Source organism: Wenzhouxiangella marina (genome assembly GCF_001187785.1).
Taxonomy (GTDB): domain Bacteria; phylum Pseudomonadota; class Gammaproteobacteria; order Xanthomonadales; family Wenzhouxiangellaceae; genus Wenzhouxiangella; species Wenzhouxiangella marina.
The window spans coordinates 612,413-630,258 of the sequence record NZ_CP012154.1 but is presented as its reverse complement, the minus strand read 5'-3'; the positions used below and the strand labels follow the sequence as shown (position 1 = coordinate 630,258).

Here is a 17,846-nt window from a genome sequence, read left to right as displayed (position 1 = left end):
GGGTCGGATCGCCCATGCGACTCATCAGTTCAGCACGACCCAGACGACCACGGCGATCACGACGGCCGCACCCACCCAGGGCAGCCAGCGCATCACGCCTCCACCGGCGCTCTCCTTGCGCTTCTTGTCCGGGTCATGCAGCTTGAATTCAACGCGCCCGAAGCGAATGCGATCGCCGTGATGGAGAACGCCGTTGGAAATCTTGGCATCGTTGATGAAGGTGCCGTTGGTAGAGAGCAGATTGGCCACCCGCCAGCCGCCGGGATCGTGGCTGAGACGAGCATGTTCCGACGAAACGCTGGCATCCTTGAGCACGATATCGCAGCCATCGCCGCGGCCGATGACGATACGTTCGCCACGCAGCGCGAAGGCCTGATCCTTGACGCCGTCGCTCAGCCCCTGCAGGTGCGCACCGCCGACCCCTCCATCGCCGGCAGCGACTTCTTCGATCAGCTGGTCGACTTCCCCTCTGCTGAAGACATGGGTGCCCTGGGGTCCTTGTTTCTGCGCCTTGCGCTCGTTGTCCTGATCTGTACTCATCTCCACACCCTCATCTGAATCCATCTCTCCTCGACTGCGCATCGATCAGCCTGATCCTGCGCAACGGGTTCCATCACGCTCCGATTATAGCGAGCGCCGTCGAAACGGCCACAGCCAGCCCCAGCCACGGCGCGCCGCCTGCATCTCGGCGGGCAGCGGGCTGGTGATCAGCACCATGGACACGTTGTCGTGCGCGCCGGCCGCCAGGGTCCGCTCCAGCAGCACGTGGCGCGCACCGTCGATACCCTGACTCTCGCTCAGGATGCGCTCGATCTCGCGGTCCGTCAATTCACCGCTGAGCCCATCGGAACACAGCAACAGCCACTCGCCCGGCTTCCAGCGATCCTGAAGGCAGCCGATGCGCGGCTCGTGTTCGCCGGTCAGACCGAGGCAGTCGGTCAGGACGTGGCGCTGCGGGTGGCGCGCCGCCTCATCCGGACTGAGCGCCCCGGCAGCCACCAGCATGCCGGCCACATTGTGGTCGCGGGTCAACAGCTCCAGGGTCGAGGTCTGCGGCGAGAAACGGTAGGCCCGGCTGTCGCCGACCCAGCAGATTTCATAGTCAGTCCCGTCTTCGGCAAGCGCCACGATGGTCGTGCCCATGTCGCGGTATTCCGGACGGACGTCCTGCTCTTCACGGATGCTGCGATGCGCCACCAGCACCGCTTCACGCAGGGCCAGGCCGCTTTCGCGCGCCTCGGCCACGATTTCACTGGCGATCTCGCTGGCCCGGGCGCCACCGGCGTGCCCCCCCATGCCGTCGGCGACCAGCCACAGGCCGAGGTCGTCATCCAGGCGGATGGCGTCCTGATTGTTTTCGCGCACACAGCCGGTCTCACTGGCCCCGACCGACCGGCGCACTTCCGGTACTGAGGAAGGCCGACTCATCGCTTATATATAGCGTAATATTCCGACAAAAGATGTCATTTCGTGGCAGGCTCCATGGCTGAGCCGCCCACCCCGTTGTGCCTACCGTACCCCATGAATCGACCACAATCCAGCCAATGGCGCGTCCTCAAGTTCGGCGGCAGCTCGGTCAGCCACGCCTCGCACTGGCAGCAGATCCGAAGCCGCGTCAGCGAGACCCTCGACGCCGGCCGCCGGGTCATTGTCGTGGTGTCGGCCCTGCGCGGCATCACCGACCTGCTCGCGGCGCGAGCCGAAGGTGGCGGGAGCATCGACGATGCGGTCCTGGTCGAAGATCTCCGCGACCGTCATCGTCAGCTGATCCAGTCGCTCGGCCTGGACCCGAGCCTCCTCGACGGCGAGTTCGAAGCGCTCGAGGCACTGCTGGGCAACGGTCAGTCCGGGGATCTCGGCTGGCAGGCTCGTCTGATCGGCATGGGCGAGATCCTGAGCAGCCGGATCGGTGCGCAGTGGCTTGCCGCTCAGGCGCTGCCCTGCGAATGGCTCGATGCGCGTGACATCCTGATCAGCCAGGACCTGCCGAATCGAAGCGAGCAGGCCAACCGCCTGTCCGCCGATTGCCCGGCCGCGGCTCGCCCGGAACTCGACCGAGCACTGAGCGCACGAGCCCCCGCCTTGATCATGCCTGGATTCATCGCGGCCAATGCCCGCGGCGAGCCCGTGCTGCTGGGCCGCGGCGGCTCCGACACCTCGGCCACCCTGCTCGGGGCCATGCTCAACGCCGAGCGCGTCGAGATCCATTCCGATGTCCCGGGCCTGTTCAGCGCCGACCCGCGCCGGATTCCGGCGGCAAGGCTCCTGAAGCAGGTCAGCTACCGTGAAGCGCAGGAACTGGCCGCCATGGGCGCCCGCGCCCTGCATCCTCGCTCGCTCATTCCAGTGCACCAGCAGCGCATCCCGCTCTGGCTCCGGCAGACCGACCGACCGGAGATCGAAGGCACCCGGATCACCCCCGATGCGCGCGATCACGGCGCCCAGGTCAAGGCCATCGTGCAGCGCAAGGGCATCACCCTGATTTCCCTCGAAGGCATCGGCATGTGGCAGCAGGTGGGCTTCCTGGCCGACGTCTTCGCCGAGTTCAAGGCCCTGGGTCTGTCCGTCGACCAGGTCTCGACCTCCGAATCCAACGTCACCCTGACCCTGGACCCGGGCGCCAATCTGGCCAGCCCCGGCACCCTCGACCGACTCGTCGGACGCCTGGAAAAGCACTGCCGAGTCGAGATCATGCAGGACTGCGCAACGGTCAGTCTGGTCGGCCTGGGCATCCGCACGATCCTGCACCGCCTCGGCCCCGCCCTGGAAGTGTTCGAACAACGCCGGATCTTCCAGGTCAGTCAAGCGGCCAACGACCTCAACCTGACCTTCGTCGTCGAAGCCCGCCACGCCGACCGCCTGGTCCAGCAACTGCACCAACAGGTCATCCCCGGCGGCACCGGGGGCGATTCAGTCTTCGGACCGACCTGGGAACAGCTGTTCCGACGCGAGACGGACCGTCCGATCCATCACCCCTGGTGGCGTGACCGGGCCGAGGAACTGCTCGCGCTGATGCAGGGGCGAGAGGCCGCCTACGTCTACGCCATCGACCAGGTGCGCGAGGCCGCGAGACGGCTGAAGGCCCTGCGCTCGGTCGATCGCGTGCTGTACTCGATGAAGGCCAATCCGCACCCGGCCATCCTGCAGGCCCTGGTCGACGAGGGCCTGGGCATCGAATGCGTGTCCATGCCCGAAGCGCGCCATGCCCTGAGCCATGTCCGCGACCTGAATCGCGAGCAGATGCTCCTCACGCCGAACTTCGCCAGCAGAGCAGAACTGCGCCAGGCCATCGACGAGGGTCTCCGCCTGACCGTCGACAACGCCTACATCATCGAACAATGGGGCCGCGACCTGGCGGGCCAGGACGTATTCCTGCGCCTCGACCCGGGCAGCGGCCTGGGCCACCACAAGATGGTGCGCACCGCCGGCAGTCACGCGAAATTCGGTATCCCCCTGGCCGAGCTCGAGCGCGTATCGCGCCTGTGCTCGGCCCATGACATTCGCATCACCGGCCTGCACGCCCACACGGGCTCGGGCATTCTGCACCCGGACAACTGGCACCGCACGCTGGAAACCCTGGGCGAAGCTGCCCGCGAGCTTTCCGACGTGCGGATCATCAACCTCGGCGGAGGCCTCGGCGTGCCCGATCGGGGTGAAGACCTGCCTCTGGACCTCACCGCGCTCGACGCCGGCCTCGGCGCCCTGCGCCAGGACCTGATCCGCCCGGTCGAGATCTGGCTGGAACCGGGCCGTTACCTTGCCTCCCAGGCAGGCGTACTGCTGGCCCGCGTCAACCAGACCAAGGGCAAGGGCGAGGTCCGCTATGTCGGCCTCGCCACCGGCATGAACTCGCTGATCCGCCCTGCCCTGTACGGGGCCTGGCACGAAATCGTCAACCTGAGCCGACGCGACGAGCCGGGTGATCACGTCTACAACGTGGTCGGCCCGATCTGCGAAACCGGCGACATCCTCGGCCTCGACCGCCTGCTGCCCGAATGCCGGGAAGGCGATGTCATGCTGATCGCCAACGCCGGCGCCTACGGGGCGGCGATGGCGTCCCGTTACAACCTGAGGGAGCCGGCGGAAGAACTGGTGCTCGAGAACTGATGCAATCGGCGCCTTGACGGATTTCCAGGCGGGCTCAGGCGCCCAGGATCAACAGCGGCCGGTCCAGGTTGATCAGCCACTGCTCATTGAGCATGCGGGCCAGCAGGGGACTGCCACGATCGAGCAGGAGCTGGGCGCCACCCAGATCCTGCAGCCACTTGAGCAGTGACAGCGGCCCGCGAATCCGCGCCAGGTGAAGCTGCATACCCTGTTCGGCCAGGGCCGTGTTCAGGGCATCCAGACCATCCAGATCGGGATCGGCCAGCACGATCAGATCGCGGCGACTCGCGCGGGCCTGCCGAAGGGCCTGCTGCAACAAGCGTTCGACGCCGGCTTCGGAATCGAGCACGAGCACCATCGGCCCCGGCAGATTCTGACCGGCCGTCGAGGCCAGCAGGGTCGGGCGAAGCAGTTGGCTCAACAGGCGACGAGCCAGACGACCGAGACGCCCTGGATGCCGGGTGGCGAAACCGGCCCGTCCGGCCACGACGCAATCCTCGGGACCCAGCAAGGCTTCGAGGACCCCGACGGCTTCTCCCTGGCGAACGTCCAGTGCAAGCGAGTGCCCGGGTCCACCCATCAGATGATCGAGGCAGGCCTGCGCCCGACGGCGCCGAATCCTCAGCGCCTGCGCCTGCGCCTCTGCATTCAGGGGACGAAGCTGACCGGAGACCGCACCGACTTCGCCGGCCACGGCCAGGCCGGCCGCGGCGATCTGGGCGGCTTCTTCCAGGTACAGGGCCACCAGCTCGCGCTGCTGGGCCTGGGCCATGGCCAGACCCTGGAGCAAGGCCGCCTGGCTGCCCGGCGAGCCGTCGAACAGGACAACGATTCGACCGCCGGCCAGAGCGGCTTCGGGCTCAGGAGCCATCGTCGGATCCGTTGTCCGTGTCGCCGTTGGATCGGCTGCGACCATTGCCCGGACGCGCCACCTTGGCAAACGCTTCCAGGCGAGCCGCGACCCGTCCATGGAAGCTGTCGGCCGGGTAACGGCCCTCGGCATCGGCCTCGCCGAGGGGCAGATCGACCATCAGGGCGAGGGCCTCATCGACGCTGCGGATCGGGTAGATGGCGAACTCGCCGCGTCGCACCGCCTCGACCACCTCGTGCTCGAGCATCAGGTGCTCGACATTGCTGGCCGGCAGGAGCACCCCGGCGTCTCCGAGTTGACCCGCGTTGCGGCAGACGCTGAAGAAGCCTTCGATCTTCTCGTTGACGCCACCCACCGCCTGGACTTGCCCATGCTGGTTGATCGAGCCCGTCACGGCCAGGTTCTGCTTCAGGCCAACCTGCGCCAGCGCCGAAAGCAGGGCGCAGACCTCGGCGACGGAGGCCGAGTCCCCATCGACGCCGCCGTAGCTCTGCTCGAAGGCCAGGCTCGCCGACAGGGACAGCTCGCGATCGGCGGCATAGCGCTGGGCGATGTAGCGCGACAGGATCATCACCGCCTTGGTGTGGATCGAGCCACCCAGCTTGGCCTCGCGCTCGATGTCGATGACCTGGCCCTTGCCGGGGCGAGCGGTGGCGGTGATGCGGCTGGGCAAACCGAACTCGCAGCGGCTTGCACGATAGACCGCCAGGCCGTTGACCTGCCCGACGACAGCACCCTGCATGTCCAGCAGCACGATGCCACGTTCGATCTGCTCCAGTGCCCGCTCTCGATGGCGGCTGACTCGATCCCGGCGCGCATCGATGGCCTGGTCGATCTGGGACCGACTGATCCAGTCGGCCTCGGCCTGGGCCGCGTAGTGGTCCGCCTCGAGCAGCAGATCCACCAGCACCTGATCATGGGCGGTGAGCTTGCGCTGGTCGCCGGCCAGACGGCTGGCATGCTCGAGGACCCGGGCCACCGCCGGCGCATCGAGGGGCCGAACCTCGGCCCGTCGCCCCAGGGTCGCGATCAAGCGGGCCAGAAACTCGTGGTCCTCGTCGCGGCGCTCCAGCACCTCGGAGAAGTCGGCCTCGACCTTGAACAGGCGCGAGAAATCGGGATCGTAGTAGGACAGCAGATCGAACAGACGCCGCTCGCCGAGAAGGACGACCTTGAGTTTCACCGGAATCGGCTCGGGCGTCAGCGTGGACGTGCTCGCCAGACCGTAGGTGCGCTCCAGGGACTCGATCCGCACCTCACCCGAAGCGAGTACGCGCTTGAGGCTTTCCCAGGCCAGCGGGTGGCTCAGCACACGGCGAACATCGAGCACCAGGCTGCCGCCGTTGGCCCGATGCAGGGCGCCTGCCCGGATCATGCTGAAATCGGTCACCAGGGCTCCGTCGCGGATCTGCTGCTCGATGCTGCCGACCAGGTGGTTGTGATTTGGCAGATCCTCGTAGATCACCGGCGCGCCGGTCTGCTCATCGTGGTCGACGATCAGATTGGCGCGGTAGCGAAGGACCAGCTCTTCCGGCGGCCCGGACTGATGGGAACCATGAAAGGCCTGGGCGTTCTCGACCACGTCCTCGGCGATGCGGTCGAAGTGATGCAGCACCTCCGGGTGGTCGGCCCAGCGCTGCTTGAGCTCACCCAGGGGACCCCCGAGGGCGAACTGGAGCATGTCTTCGTTCAGCTTGCGCACCTGGCGCCGGGCGTCCTTGCGAAGCCTGGGCAGCTGGGCAACGACCTGCTGGAGCTTCTTCTGCAGCTCGGCCACCTTGGCTTCGATCTGCTCGCGCGCTTCGTCCGACAGTTTGTCGTAGTCATCGGGTTCGATGACTTCGCCGTCCTTCATCGGGGCCAGTGTGAACCCGGTCGGCGTGGAGATCAGGGCAATGTCCTGCCTGGCCGCCTCCTCGCCGATCTTTTCGAACTCCTGCTGCTGATGGGCGTTGAAGCGCTCCTGCAGCTCATTGAGTCGGCTCTGGTACTCCTCGCTCTCGAACACGGCCGGCACGCCGGTGCCCAGTTCATCGATGAGCATGTGCAGATCCGAGCGCAGGCGATGGCCGAGTCCCGCGGGTAGCCGCAGGGCGCGGGGACAGTCCGGCTCATCGAAGTTGTAGAGGTAGCACCAGTCATCCGGGACCGGCTGGTGGGATGCGCGATCCTCGAGAAAGGCGCGCACCTGCTCCAGGGCGCCGGTATCCGGCGAGGCCAGGACGAAGACGTTGAAGCCCCGGTTGTCCATCTGACTACCGAAGTCGAGGGCCCGCATCGCGCGATCCTGCCCCCAGGGCAGCGGCAGGCTGTCGAGCTGGTCGGTGGTCTTGAAGGTGAAGGCTTCGGGCGGGCAGCTGCGGTACAGGGCCTCGGCCTTCAGGGGCTGAATCGGAGTTCGATCGGGCATGGTTTCATCGGACGTCAACCTGCCTGCCACTATAGGTCATTTAGCGGTTACTCTTGGCGTTCGGATCAAGCCGCCTTCAGCCGTTCATGAGCTCTCAGTACCAAGCCTCCGACATCGAAGTCCTCCAGGGTCTGGAACCGGTCAAGCGCCGGCCCGGCATGTACACCGACACTGCCCGGCCCAACCACCTGGTCGCCGAAGTGGTCGACAATGCCGTCGACGAAGCCCTGGGCGGGCACGCGAAGTCGATCGAAGTCACCCTGCACGAGGACGGCTCCATCGAAGTCGCCGATGACGGCCGCGGCATGCCGGTCGATCCGCATCCCGAGCACAAGCTCCCGGGCGTGGAACTGATCCTGACCCGCCTGCACGCCGGCGGCAAGTTCTCGGGCAAGAACTACAAGTTCTCCGGTGGCCTGCACGGCGTGGGCGTGTCCGTGGTCAACGCCCTGAGCTCGAAGCTGGTCTGCCGCATCAAGCGCAACGGCCAGGTCCACGAAATCAGCTTCACCGACGGCGACACGGATGCGCCGCTGAAGGTCATCGACGAAGTCGGCAAACGCAACACCGGCACCCTCGTTCACTTCTGGCCGGACCCGAAGTACTTCGATTCGGCCAACGTCTCCCGACCGCGCCTGAAACACCTGCTGAAGGCCAAGGCCATCCTCTGTCCGGGCCTGAAGGTCACCCTGAACGACCGCAAGAGCAACGAGTCCGAAACCTGGCAATTCGAGGACGGCCTGACCGATTACCTGGTCGAAAGCCTGGCCGAACGCGAGCGGATCCCCCTCGAACCCTTCACCGGTGACTTCTCCGGCGCCGACCAGGAAGCGGCCTGGGCCCTGGCCTGGGTGCCCGAAGGCGAGCTGGTCCAGGAAAGCTACGTCAACCTGATTCCGACCCCGGCCGGCGGCACCCACACGAACGGTTTGCGCACCGGCCTGATCGAGGCCCTGCGCGAGTTCTGCGACATCCGAAACCTGTTGCCGCGCGGCGTCAAGCTGGCGCCCGAAGACGTCTGGGAGCGGATCAGCTTCCTGCTCTCGATCAAACTGGCCGACCCGCAGTTCTCGGGCCAGACCAAGGAGCGCCTGTCCTCGCGCTCGGCCGCCAGCTTCGTTTCAGGGGTGGTCAAGGATGCCTTCGCCCTGTGGCTGAACAAGCACGTCAACGACGGCGAGGCGATCGCGAAGCTCGCCATCGACAATGCCCTGCGCCGGCAGAAGGCCCGCAAGCAGGTCGCGCGACGCAAGGTCACGGCCGGTCCGGCCCTGCCGGGCAAGCTGGCCGATTGCGCCTCGACCGATCTGGAGGAGACCGAATTGTTCCTGGTCGAGGGTGACTCGGCCGGCGGCAGCGCCAAGCAGGCCAGGAATCGCGAGTACCAGGCCATCATGCCGCTCCGAGGCAAGATCCTGAACACCTGGGAGACGGAAGCCGACCAGGTGCTGCGTTCGCAGGAAGTCCACGACCTGGCCATCGCCATCGGGGTCGACCCGGGCTCGGACGACCTGAGCAAACTCCGCTACGGGAAGGTCATCATCCTGGCCGATGCCGACTCGGACGGTCTGCACATCGCCACCCTGCTCTCGGCGCTGTTCCTGCGCCATTTCCGTCCGCTGGTCGAGGCGGGTCGCATCTTCGTCGCCATGCCGCCGCTCTACCGGATCGACGTCGGCAAGCAGATCTTCTACGCCCTCGATGCAGAAGAACGCCGCGGCGTACTGGCACGGATCGAAGCCGAGAAGCTCAAGGGCAAGGTCACCGAGACCCGCTTCAAGGGCCTGGGCGAGATGAATCCCCTGCAGCTTCGCGAATCGACGATCGATCCGGACACTCGCCGCCTCGTGCAACTGACGATCGACGAGCCCGAATCGACGGACGCGATCATGGACATGCTGCTGGCGAAGAAGCGCTCGGCCGACCGCCGCGCCTGGCTCGAGACCAAGGGCAACCTGGCCGACGTCGAGGCCTGAGGCAGAACGAGGCAGTTCCACCGAAGGCCCGATCGCGCGGGCCAATGATCGCTGGCGCGATCGAGATCGTGACCCTGGAATTTCCTTGAAAGCTTGACGCGCCGATGCCGGTCTGTCTGATAGAACCTCCATCAGGCAACGGACATGAGCGAGACGCGCGGAATGAATCGACGGCAATGGTTGAGCACGGTCGGACTGGCCGCCCCGCTGCTCTGGCTGAGCGGCTGCGGCCGACAGGCGAACAGCAGCGCCAACGCCATGGCCAGCACCGGCCAGCCCTTCGAAGCGTTGGAACTGAGCGAAGCCCAGTGGCGCGAGATCCTGTCACCCGAGGCCTTCCGCGTGCTGCGCGACGAAGGCACGGAGCGTTCGGGCTCCAGCCCCCTCGACAAGATCTATGAACCCGGCTTCTATGTCTGCGCCGGCTGCAATCTGAGCCTGTTCTCGAGCGAGCACAAATACGATTCCGGCACCGGCTGGCCCAGTTTCTGGCAGCCGATCGACGATCGCCACATCGGAACCAAGCGCGACTACAAACTGATCTGGCCCCGCACCGAGTACCACTGCGCCCGCTGCGGTGGGCACCAGGGCCACGTCTTCGACGACGGCCCGCGCCCGACGGGCCAGCGCTGGTGCAACAACGGCGTCGCCCTGCGTTTCATCCCCGACGGCGAACCCCTCCCGGCCCTGCGAACCTCCGCATAGACCTGATCGACCGAAACGCCAGTACGCGAGATGGATTTGTAACCACGAAGGCACGAAGGACACGAAGAAAGGAATTGAAGATGAAAAGAACGACTCAGAGCCCGGTTCGATCGAAGCGCGGTTTTCTCTTTCTTCGTGCACTTCGTGTCCTTCGTGGTTCGCTTCCCGTCCTGATGCTGGCGCTGGGCCTGCCACTGGCCAGCCATGGACAGGATGAGCAGCTGGCGCGGGCGACCTTTGCCGGGGGGTGTTTCTGGTGCATGGAGCCGCCTTACGACAAGCTCGATGGGGTGATCGAGACGATTTCGGGTTTCAGCGGCGGCCACGTCGTCAATCCGAGCTACCGCCAGGTCGTGGCCGGCGGCACCGGGCATCTGGAGGTCGTCCAGGTGGTCTACGACCCGAGCGTGGTCAGCTATGAACGGCTGCTGGAGGTCTATTGGCGCAACGTCGACCCCTACCAGACCGATGGCCAGTTCTGCGATCGGGGCCAGACCTATCGCACGGCGATCTTCGCGCACGACGACGCGCAACGCGCGGCGGCCACCGCATCACGTCTGGCCCTGGCCGAAGACGGTCCGGAGGAGCGCCCCATCGACACGCGGATCCTCGATTTCGAGGCTTTCTACCCGGCCGAGGATTACCACCAGGACTACTACGAGAAGAACCCGGTCCGCTACACCTACTACCGCTGGCGATGCGGCCGTGACGATCGCCTGGAAGCACTGTGGGGCAATGAGGCCGGCGGCTGAAGCCAGATTGCTCTGAACTTTCCGCGCCCCATAGCGTCGGAGTCTTTGCTCGGCCGCGCCGCATCGCGGCCGAGCGCCTTTCAAGACTTTCAATTCGAGGAGAGACCCAGATGCCGATCGCCGATCGCAGCCTGCGGCTGCTGAGCGTTTTCCTGTTGGTGGTGCTGAGCGCGACCGTGACCTCCCTGAGCGCCGCCCCGCGCCTGGTCACCACGGTCGAGGGCATCAGCGAGTACGAGCTGGACAACGGCCTGAGCGTGCTGCTGATGCCGGATTCCAGCCGGCCTACCACGACCATCAACGTGACCTATCGCGTCGGCTCGAAGCACGAGGGTGTGGGTGAGACGGGCATGGCGCATCTGCTCGAGCATCTGGTCTTCTTCGGCACGCCGAACCACCAGGACATCAAGGCCGAGATCTCCGAGCGGGGCGGCATCGCCAATGGCACGACCTGGTACGACCGCACGAACTACTTCCAGACCCTGCCGGCCGGCGAGGAGAATCTCGAATGGGCGATCCGGATGGAAGCCGACCGCATGGTCAATTCCCTGATCCGCGAGGAAGACCTCGAATCGGAAATGACCGTGGTGCGCAACGAATTCGAGATCGGCGAGAACTCCCCGTTCCGCGTGCTGATGCAGCGCCTGATGTCGACAGCCTACCTCTGGCATGGCTACGGCCGTTCGACGATCGGTGCTCGCGCCGACATCGAGAACGTACCGATCGAGCGCCTGCAGGCCTTCTATCGCAAGTACTATCAGCCCGACAACGCCATCGTCATCCTGTCGGGCAACTTCGAGCCCGAGCGCGCGCTGGCCCTGATCGAAACACACTTCGGAGCCATCCCGGCGCCCGAGCGCAGCGGCGCCATGCAGATATGGCCCAGCTACACCCGTGATCCGGTGCAGGATGGCGAACGCCACGTGACCGTTCGTCGCTCGGGTGAAGTGCAGCTCCTGATGGGCGCCTGGCATATCCCGGCGGCCAGCCACCCCGATTTTGCCGCGCTCAGCGTGCTCAGCCACATCCTCGGCGACATGCCTTCCGGCAGGCTGCACGCAGGCCTGGTCGACACGGAGCTGGCCACGCGCGTCGGCAGCTTCGCACTGGCCCTGGGCGAGCCGTCCCTGTTGATGAGCTACATCGAAGTGGAAGCCGACGGCGATCTGGACGCTGCCGAAAGCGCCATGCTGACCGCCGTTGCGGAGCTGGTCGACACGCCCCCCGACGAGACCGAGGTCCAACGCGCCATCAACGCCCTGACCAACGGCATCGAACAGACCCTGAACGATTCCAACCGCGTCGGCATCCAGCTCTCGGAATGGGCCGCCGCCGGCGACTGGCGACTGATGTTCCTGCATCGCGACCGGATCGAAGCCGTCGAGGTCGACGACGTCATCCGCGTTGCCGAAACCTATCTGACGAGGGACAACCGCAGCCTGGCGCGCTTCGTCCCCGATGACGATCCCCAGCGCGCCGAGATTCCGGCCGCCCCCGAACTCGGCCCGCTGCTGGCCGACTACACCGGTCGCGAGGACCGCGCCATCGGCGAGGCCTTCGATCCGAGCTTCGAGAACATCACCGAGCGCCTGATCGAATTCGAGCTCGCCAACGGCGCGCGCGTCGCCCTGTTGCCGAAGGCGACCCGCGGCGAGAAGGTCGTAGGCAGCATCACGCTTCGCATGGGTCAGCTCGAAAGCCTGCGCGGCCTCGGTGCTGCTCCGGGCCTGACCGCTGCCATGCTGTCCCGCGGCACCGAGCAGCGCAGCCGTCAGCAGATCAGCGACGAGATCGACGCCCTGCGCTCCAGCCTGAACATCGGCGGCGACAGCATGGTGAGCCTGGGTCTGACCAGCGAGCGCGAACAACTCCCGGCCCTGCTCGAGCTGGCTGCCGATCTGCTGCGCAATCCGAGCTTTCCTCAGGAAGAACTCGACGAGCTGAAGCGCCAGCAGCGGGCCTCGCTCGATCAGAGCCGCGACGAGCCCTTCGCGGTCGCCAATCGCCAGCTCACTCGCTATCAACAGCCCCACGGCAGCGATCATCCGGACTACCTGCCCAGCGTGGATGAGGCCCTGGAACGACTCGAGGCGGTCCAGCGCGACGATCTGCTGGCCTTCCACGCCAGTCACTACGGCATGGGCGAATCGACCACGATCAGCCTGGTCGGCGATTTCGATCCCGATGCCGTGCGAGCGCAGCTGGAGCAGCTGTTCGGCAACTGGCAAGCGCCAACGGCCTTCGAGCGCATTCCCTATCGGATTCCGGACGCCGAGCCAGTGCAGCTGGAGGCGCAGCTCGACGACAAGGCCAACGCGACCCTGATGGCCAACCTGTTCATTCCACTGCGCAACGATCATCCCGACTACCCTGCCCTCGAGCTGGCCGGTCACCTGATCGGCGGCGGCTTCCTGAGCTCCCGTCTCTCCAACCGGATCCGTGATGAAGAGGGCTTGAGCTACAGCGTCGGCGGTGGCTTCTACTCGCATTCCATCGACGAGTACACGACCTTCTTTGCCTACGCGATGTTTGCGCCTGAGAACCGCCAGGCCCTTGTCGACAGCCTGACCGACGAGTTGCAGACGATCATCGAAGCGGGCTTCAGCGATGAAGAGGTCGAGGCAGGAAAGCGCGGTTATCTGCAGCAGCAGGCGGTGATCCGGGCCAACGATTCCAGCCTCGTCAACACCCTGGGCAACAACCGCTACCTGGAGCGCGACCTCGGCTTCCAGGAAGCCATCGAGGCCGCGATCGAGGCCCTGGATGCCGAGCAGGTCAACGCCGCCCTGCGGCGCCACTTCGATCCGTCGGTCCTGAATCTCTCGATGGCCGGCGACTTCGACGAGGAATGAAGCACGGGCCGCGCCGGCCACTTTGCCGGCGCGGTTCACCTGCTATCCTTGAGGCATGATTCGGCCTCGACCTCGCTGGAAGCATCCCCTGATCATCGTCCTGCTGGTCGCCCTTGCGGCCGGCCTGGGCGCCTGGCTGGCGATGGGACGACCCGCACCGGAAGGCCTCGTCGAACGCAGCGGCCTGTCCGAACTGCAGCTCCCCGACTGGGCCCGTGACAGCGAGCCCGACCGCCTCTATTGCGCCGAATCCCCGGACACGGGCATCTGTGCCTGCATCACCGCCAGCGGTGAGCGCCCGGAGATCGGTGAGGACGAATGCCGGCGGCGAGCCCGTGCTTCCGACACGGAACCGCCCCCGAACGAACTCTGAGTCGGTAACTCCCGAAGCAAGCGCAGAGCATCGCGCGCCCCGCGCCGGGGCTCAAACCAGGATCTGACGCCCGCGCAGATAGTCGAGCAGCAGGTCGACGCACTCTTCGACCGAATGCTTTTCCGTGTCCAGCACGACTTCCGGATGCTCGGGGGCCTCGTAGGGTGAATCGATGCCGGTGAAGTGCCGGATCGTGCCCGCGCGAGCCTTGGCGTAGAGGCCTTTCGGATCGCGCGACTCGCAGGTCTCCAGGCTGGCATGGACGTGGATCTCGACGAACTCACCCGGCTCCATCAACTCACGGACCATGGCCCGGTCGGCGCGGAAGGGTGAGATGAAGGCGCTGAGCACGACCAGGCCCGCATCGGCCATCAGGCGCGCCACCTCACCGATCCGGCGGATGTTCTCCACTCGATCCTCATCGGTGAAACCCAGGTCCCGGTTGAGGCCGTGGCGGACGTTGTCACCGTCGAGAAGATAGCTGTGATGGCCGCGCTGGAACAGGGCCTGCTCCAGGGCGTTGGCCACCGAGGACTTGCCCGCACCGGACAGGCCGGTGAACCAGAGGACCGCCGGGCGCTGGGACTTCTGACCCGCGCGCTGTGATTTGGCGATGCGGTGTTCGTGCCAGACCACGTTGCTGGACTTGTCGGCCAGGCTATCGGTGACCGGACGGACGATCATGCCGGCCCCGACGGTCAGATTGCTGATCCGGTCGATCACCACGAAGGCCCCGGTCGGGCGATGCTCCGAATAGGCGTCGAACGCGGTCGGCTGGCTCAGACGCCAGCGGACCAGACCCGTGTCATTGAGCCCGAGCTGTTCGGCGTGTTGATGTTCCAGCGTATTGACGTCGACGCGATGATGAATGAGCTCCGGCGTGGCCGGCACCGTCGCGGACGAGAAGCGCAGATCGTACTGCCGCCCCGGATTGAGCGGCGTGTCCACCATCCAGACCAGACGCGCATCCAGACCACTGGCCACGCGCGGGCGCGCATCCGGGCGAACGAGCATGTCGCCTCGGCTGATGTCGATCTCGTCGGCCAGCTCCAGGGTGATGGCCTGTCCGGCACGGGCCGAGGCCAGGTCACCGTCCTGAGTCACGATGCGTTTGACACGACTCTGGCGTCCGGCGGGCATGACCATGACCGCCTCATCGACGGCGATCGTTCCGCTCGCCACGGTCCCGGCAAAGCCACGAAAGCTCGCGCTGTGTCGATTCACGTACTGGACGGGGAGTCGAAAATCACGACTGGCGGCCTCGTCCTGCGCCGGCAGCGATTCGAGCAGCTCGAGCAGGGTCGCGCCCTCGTACCAATCCAGGTTCGGGCCACGCTCGAGCACGTTGTCGCCGCCCAGGGCAGACACGGGCAGGACCTGCACGCCGGTCATGTCCAGCTTGTTGGCAAAAGCGCGGTAATCGGCCTCGATGGCCTCGAAACGCGCCTGATCGAAATCGATCAGATCCATCTTGTTGACCGCGACCACGACCTGCCGGATGCCGAGGAGAGAGACGATGTAGGAATGGCGCCGGGTCTGGGTCTGGAGCCCATGGCGGGCATCGATCAGGATCACTGCTGCATCGGCGGTCGACGCACCGGTGGCCATGTTGCGGGTGTACTGCTCGTGGCCCGGTGTGTCGGCGATGATGAACTTGCGCTTCGGCGTGGAGAAGTAGCGATAGGCCACATCGATGGTGATGCCCTGCTCGCGCTCGGACTGCAGGCCATCGACCAGCAGGGCCAGGTCGGCTTCGTCGCCCTGCGTGCCCCACTTCTTCGAATCGCGTCGGACCGCGTCGAGCTGATCCTCGTAGACCTGCTGCGACTCCAGCAGCAAGCGCCCGATCAGGGTCGATTTTCCATCGTCCACGGAGCCGCAGGTGATGAAACGCAGCAGGTCCTTGCCCGCGTGCTGTTCAAGCAGGGTTTCGATATCCATGACTTCAGCCGATGAGATTCCAGTACGCACTGGCAGGTCAGAAATAGCCCTGCCGCTTCTTCTCTTCCATCGAGGCACCCGGATCGCGATCGATGGACCGACCCTGCCGCTCCGAATGCTTGACGTGAATGGTTTCCTCGATGACCTCGAGCAGAGTGGTGGCCGAGGACTCGACCGCCCCGGTCAGTGGGTAGCAACCGAGCGAGCGGAACCTCACCATACGCTCGACGGGGCGCTCGCCCGGCTCGAGGGGCATGCGCTCATCGTCGACCATGATCAACATTCCATCGCGCTCCACGACCGGACGTTCGGCGGCGAAGTAAAGGGGCACCATCGGAATGCTCTCGGCATGGATGTACTGCCAGATGTCCAGCTCGGTCCAGTTCGACAGGGGAAAGACCCGGATCGACTCGCCCTTGTGCACGCGGCCGTTGTACAGGTTCCACAGCTCGGGGCGCTGGTTCTTCGGGTCCCAGCCGTGATTGCGGTCGCGGAAGGAAAAGATGCGCTCCTTGGCACGCGAGCGCTCCTCGTCACGACGCGCACCCCCGAAGGCGGCGTCGAACCCATGCTTGCTCAGGGCCTGCTTCAGTGCCTGGGTCTTCATGATGTCGATGTGCACCTTCGAACCATGGGTGAACGGACTCACCCCCTGGGCCACGCCTTCCTCGTTGATGTGCACGATCAGCTCCATGCCCACTTCCCTGGCGATCCAGTCCCGGAACTCGTACATCGCCTTGAATTTCCAGGTGGTATCGACATGCAGGAGAGGGAACGGCGGCGGGCTCGGATAGAAGGCCTTGCGTGCCAGGTGCAGCATGACGCCCGAGTCCTTGCCGATCGAGTAGAGCATCACCGGGTTCTCGGCGGTCGCGGCGACTTCACGAATGATGTGAATGGCCTCGGCTTCGAGCAATTCCAGATGGCTCAATGCCGACGATGTGCGGGTGACTGGAGACGCTGTCATTGGGGCTACCGCAGGATGGATGTCGAGGCTACTGTATCCGGATCAACCGGCCGCTTCCGTCGCGGCGGCTTGCGATTGCACGGCTGGAAACCAGGCCGGATTCGGGCGCGCGCAGCAGATGAAATGGGGATTGAGCAGGGTCTCGCGCGCGTTGTAGCTCAGCGGCTGCCCCGTCATCGCATCGAGCACCTGACCGCCGGCCTCTTCGACCACCGCCTGCGCGGCGCAGGTGTCCCATTCGGACGTCGGACCGAGGCGCGGATAGACGTCCGCCGAGCCATCGGCCACCAGGCAGAGCTTCAGGGAGCTGCCCATCGCGACCAGCTCGGCATCGCCGAGGCGCTCGACGAAGGCATCGACTTCGGGCGTATTGTGCGAGCGACTGCCCACGACCTGCCAGGGACGATCGGCGATCTTTTCGCAGACCTCGACACGGACCGGCATCTTCTGCCCGTCCTGGCGCCAGGCACCGCCGTCGCGGGCGGCATAGAACCAACGTCCGAGGGCCGGTGCATACACCACACCCAGCGTCGGCCGATGGTTTTCGACAAGGGCCACATTGACGGTGAACTCGTCGTTGCGCTTCAGGAATTCCTTCGTGCCGTCGAGGGGATCGACGACCCAGCAGCGCGTCCAGTGACGGCGTTCGGACCAGGGCGCCTGTGCCGACTCCTCCGACAGGATCGGAATCTCCGGCGTCAGTTCGTGCAGGGCGGTCTCGATGATGCGATTGGCGGCCCGGTCAGCCGCGGTCAGCGGGCTGTCGTCGGCCTTGATTTCGGTGTCGAAACGGCTCGGGTGCGCATACACCTCGAGGATCGCGGCGCCGGCATCGGACACCGCCTGGCGCACCTGCGCCAGCAGATGGGTTCGATCCATGATTCGTCTTTTT

13 protein-coding genes are annotated in these 17,846 nt (G+C 65.7%); 6 read left to right on the top strand and 7 right to left on the bottom strand.

Going from position 1 to position 17,846, the window contains the following annotated elements; translation table 11 throughout:
• Window positions 1-24: 24 nt before the first annotated feature.
• Both WM2015_RS02690 and WM2015_RS02685 read right to left on the bottom strand, forming a co-directional pair.
• Window positions 25-540, bottom strand: a complete 516-nt coding sequence (locus tag WM2015_RS02690) for an FHA domain-containing protein (protein ID WP_169751073.1) — start codon at window positions 538-540, stop codon at window positions 25-27.
• Window positions 541-624: 84 nt separating this feature from the next.
• A complete protein-coding gene (locus WM2015_RS02685) occupies window positions 625-1,428 on the bottom strand; it encodes a PP2C family protein-serine/threonine phosphatase (RefSeq protein WP_082169371.1) in 804 nt (267 codons plus the stop codon).
• 93 nt (window positions 1,429-1,521) lie between these two features.
• Between WM2015_RS02685 and WM2015_RS02680 the strand changes: the two genes are divergently transcribed.
• A complete protein-coding gene (locus WM2015_RS02680; RefSeq protein ID WP_049724590.1) occupies window positions 1,522-4,107 on the top strand; it encodes a bifunctional aspartate kinase/diaminopimelate decarboxylase in 2,586 nt (861 codons plus the stop codon).
• A 34-nt stretch (window positions 4,108-4,141) separates the two neighbouring features.
• On the opposite strand, the gene WM2015_RS02675 is transcribed toward WM2015_RS02680, so the two are convergent.
• Together WM2015_RS02675 and WM2015_RS02670 are read right to left on the bottom strand one after the other, a co-directional pair.
• Window positions 4,142-4,978: a universal stress protein gene (locus WM2015_RS02675; protein ID WP_049724589.1), complete on the bottom strand. Its 837-nt coding sequence runs from the start codon at window positions 4,976-4,978 to the stop codon at window positions 4,142-4,144.
• Entirely contained in the window at window positions 4,968-7,388 is a 2,421-nt protein-coding gene (locus WM2015_RS02670) for a Lon protease family protein (RefSeq protein WP_049724588.1), read from the bottom strand. The genes WM2015_RS02675 and WM2015_RS02670 overlap by 11 nt, the downstream gene beginning before the upstream one ends.
• Window positions 7,389-7,474: 86 nt before the next feature.
• Between WM2015_RS02670 and parE the strand changes: the two genes are divergently transcribed.
• The 5 genes from parE to WM2015_RS02645 all read left to right on the top strand — a co-directional run bounded on the left by parE (window position 7,475) and on the right by WM2015_RS02645 (window position 14,046).
• The gene (parE, locus tag WM2015_RS02665; protein WP_049724587.1) at window positions 7,475-9,364 is read left to right on the top strand and encodes a DNA topoisomerase IV subunit B; all 1,890 of its coding nucleotides are present in this window, start codon (window positions 7,475-7,477) and stop codon (window positions 9,362-9,364) included.
• A gap of 162 nt (window positions 9,365-9,526) precedes the next feature.
• Window positions 9,527-10,069 (top strand): peptide-methionine (R)-S-oxide reductase MsrB, encoded by a 543-nt coding sequence (gene msrB / locus WM2015_RS02660; RefSeq protein ID WP_049726950.1) that lies wholly within the window; start codon window positions 9,527-9,529, stop codon window positions 10,067-10,069.
• Window positions 10,070-10,242: 173 nt separating this feature from the next.
• Window positions 10,243-10,821, top strand: coding sequence for a peptide-methionine (S)-S-oxide reductase MsrA (msrA, locus tag WM2015_RS02655; RefSeq protein WP_049724586.1), 579 nt, complete (start codon window positions 10,243-10,245; stop codon window positions 10,819-10,821).
• A 110-nt stretch (window positions 10,822-10,931) separates the two neighbouring features.
• Window positions 10,932-13,673, top strand: a complete 2,742-nt coding sequence (locus WM2015_RS02650; protein WP_049724585.1) for a M16 family metallopeptidase — start codon at window positions 10,932-10,934, stop codon at window positions 13,671-13,673.
• A gap of 55 nt (window positions 13,674-13,728) precedes the next feature.
• Window positions 13,729-14,046: a hypothetical protein gene (locus tag WM2015_RS02645; RefSeq protein WP_049724584.1), complete on the top strand. Its 318-nt coding sequence runs from the start codon at window positions 13,729-13,731 to the stop codon at window positions 14,044-14,046.
• Between the two features lie 51 nt (window positions 14,047-14,097).
• Here WM2015_RS02645 and cysN read toward each other — a convergent pair whose 3' ends face one another.
• The 3 genes from cysN to cysQ are packed head-to-tail and all read right to left on the bottom strand — an operon-like array spanning window position 14,098 to window position 17,833.
• Window positions 14,098-15,987, bottom strand: coding sequence for a sulfate adenylyltransferase subunit CysN (cysN, locus tag WM2015_RS02640; RefSeq protein WP_049724583.1), 1,890 nt, complete (start codon window positions 15,985-15,987; stop codon window positions 14,098-14,100).
• Window positions 15,988-16,024: 37 nt separating this feature from the next.
• Window positions 16,025-16,954, bottom strand: coding sequence for a sulfate adenylyltransferase subunit CysD (gene cysD, locus WM2015_RS02635; RefSeq protein ID WP_049724582.1), 930 nt, complete (start codon window positions 16,952-16,954; stop codon window positions 16,025-16,027).
• Window positions 16,955-16,996: 42 nt separating this feature from the next.
• Entirely contained in the window at window positions 16,997-17,833 is an 837-nt protein-coding gene (cysQ, locus tag WM2015_RS02630; protein WP_049724581.1) for a 3'(2'),5'-bisphosphate nucleotidase CysQ, read from the bottom strand.
• Between the last annotated feature and the right edge of the window lie 13 nt (window positions 17,834-17,846).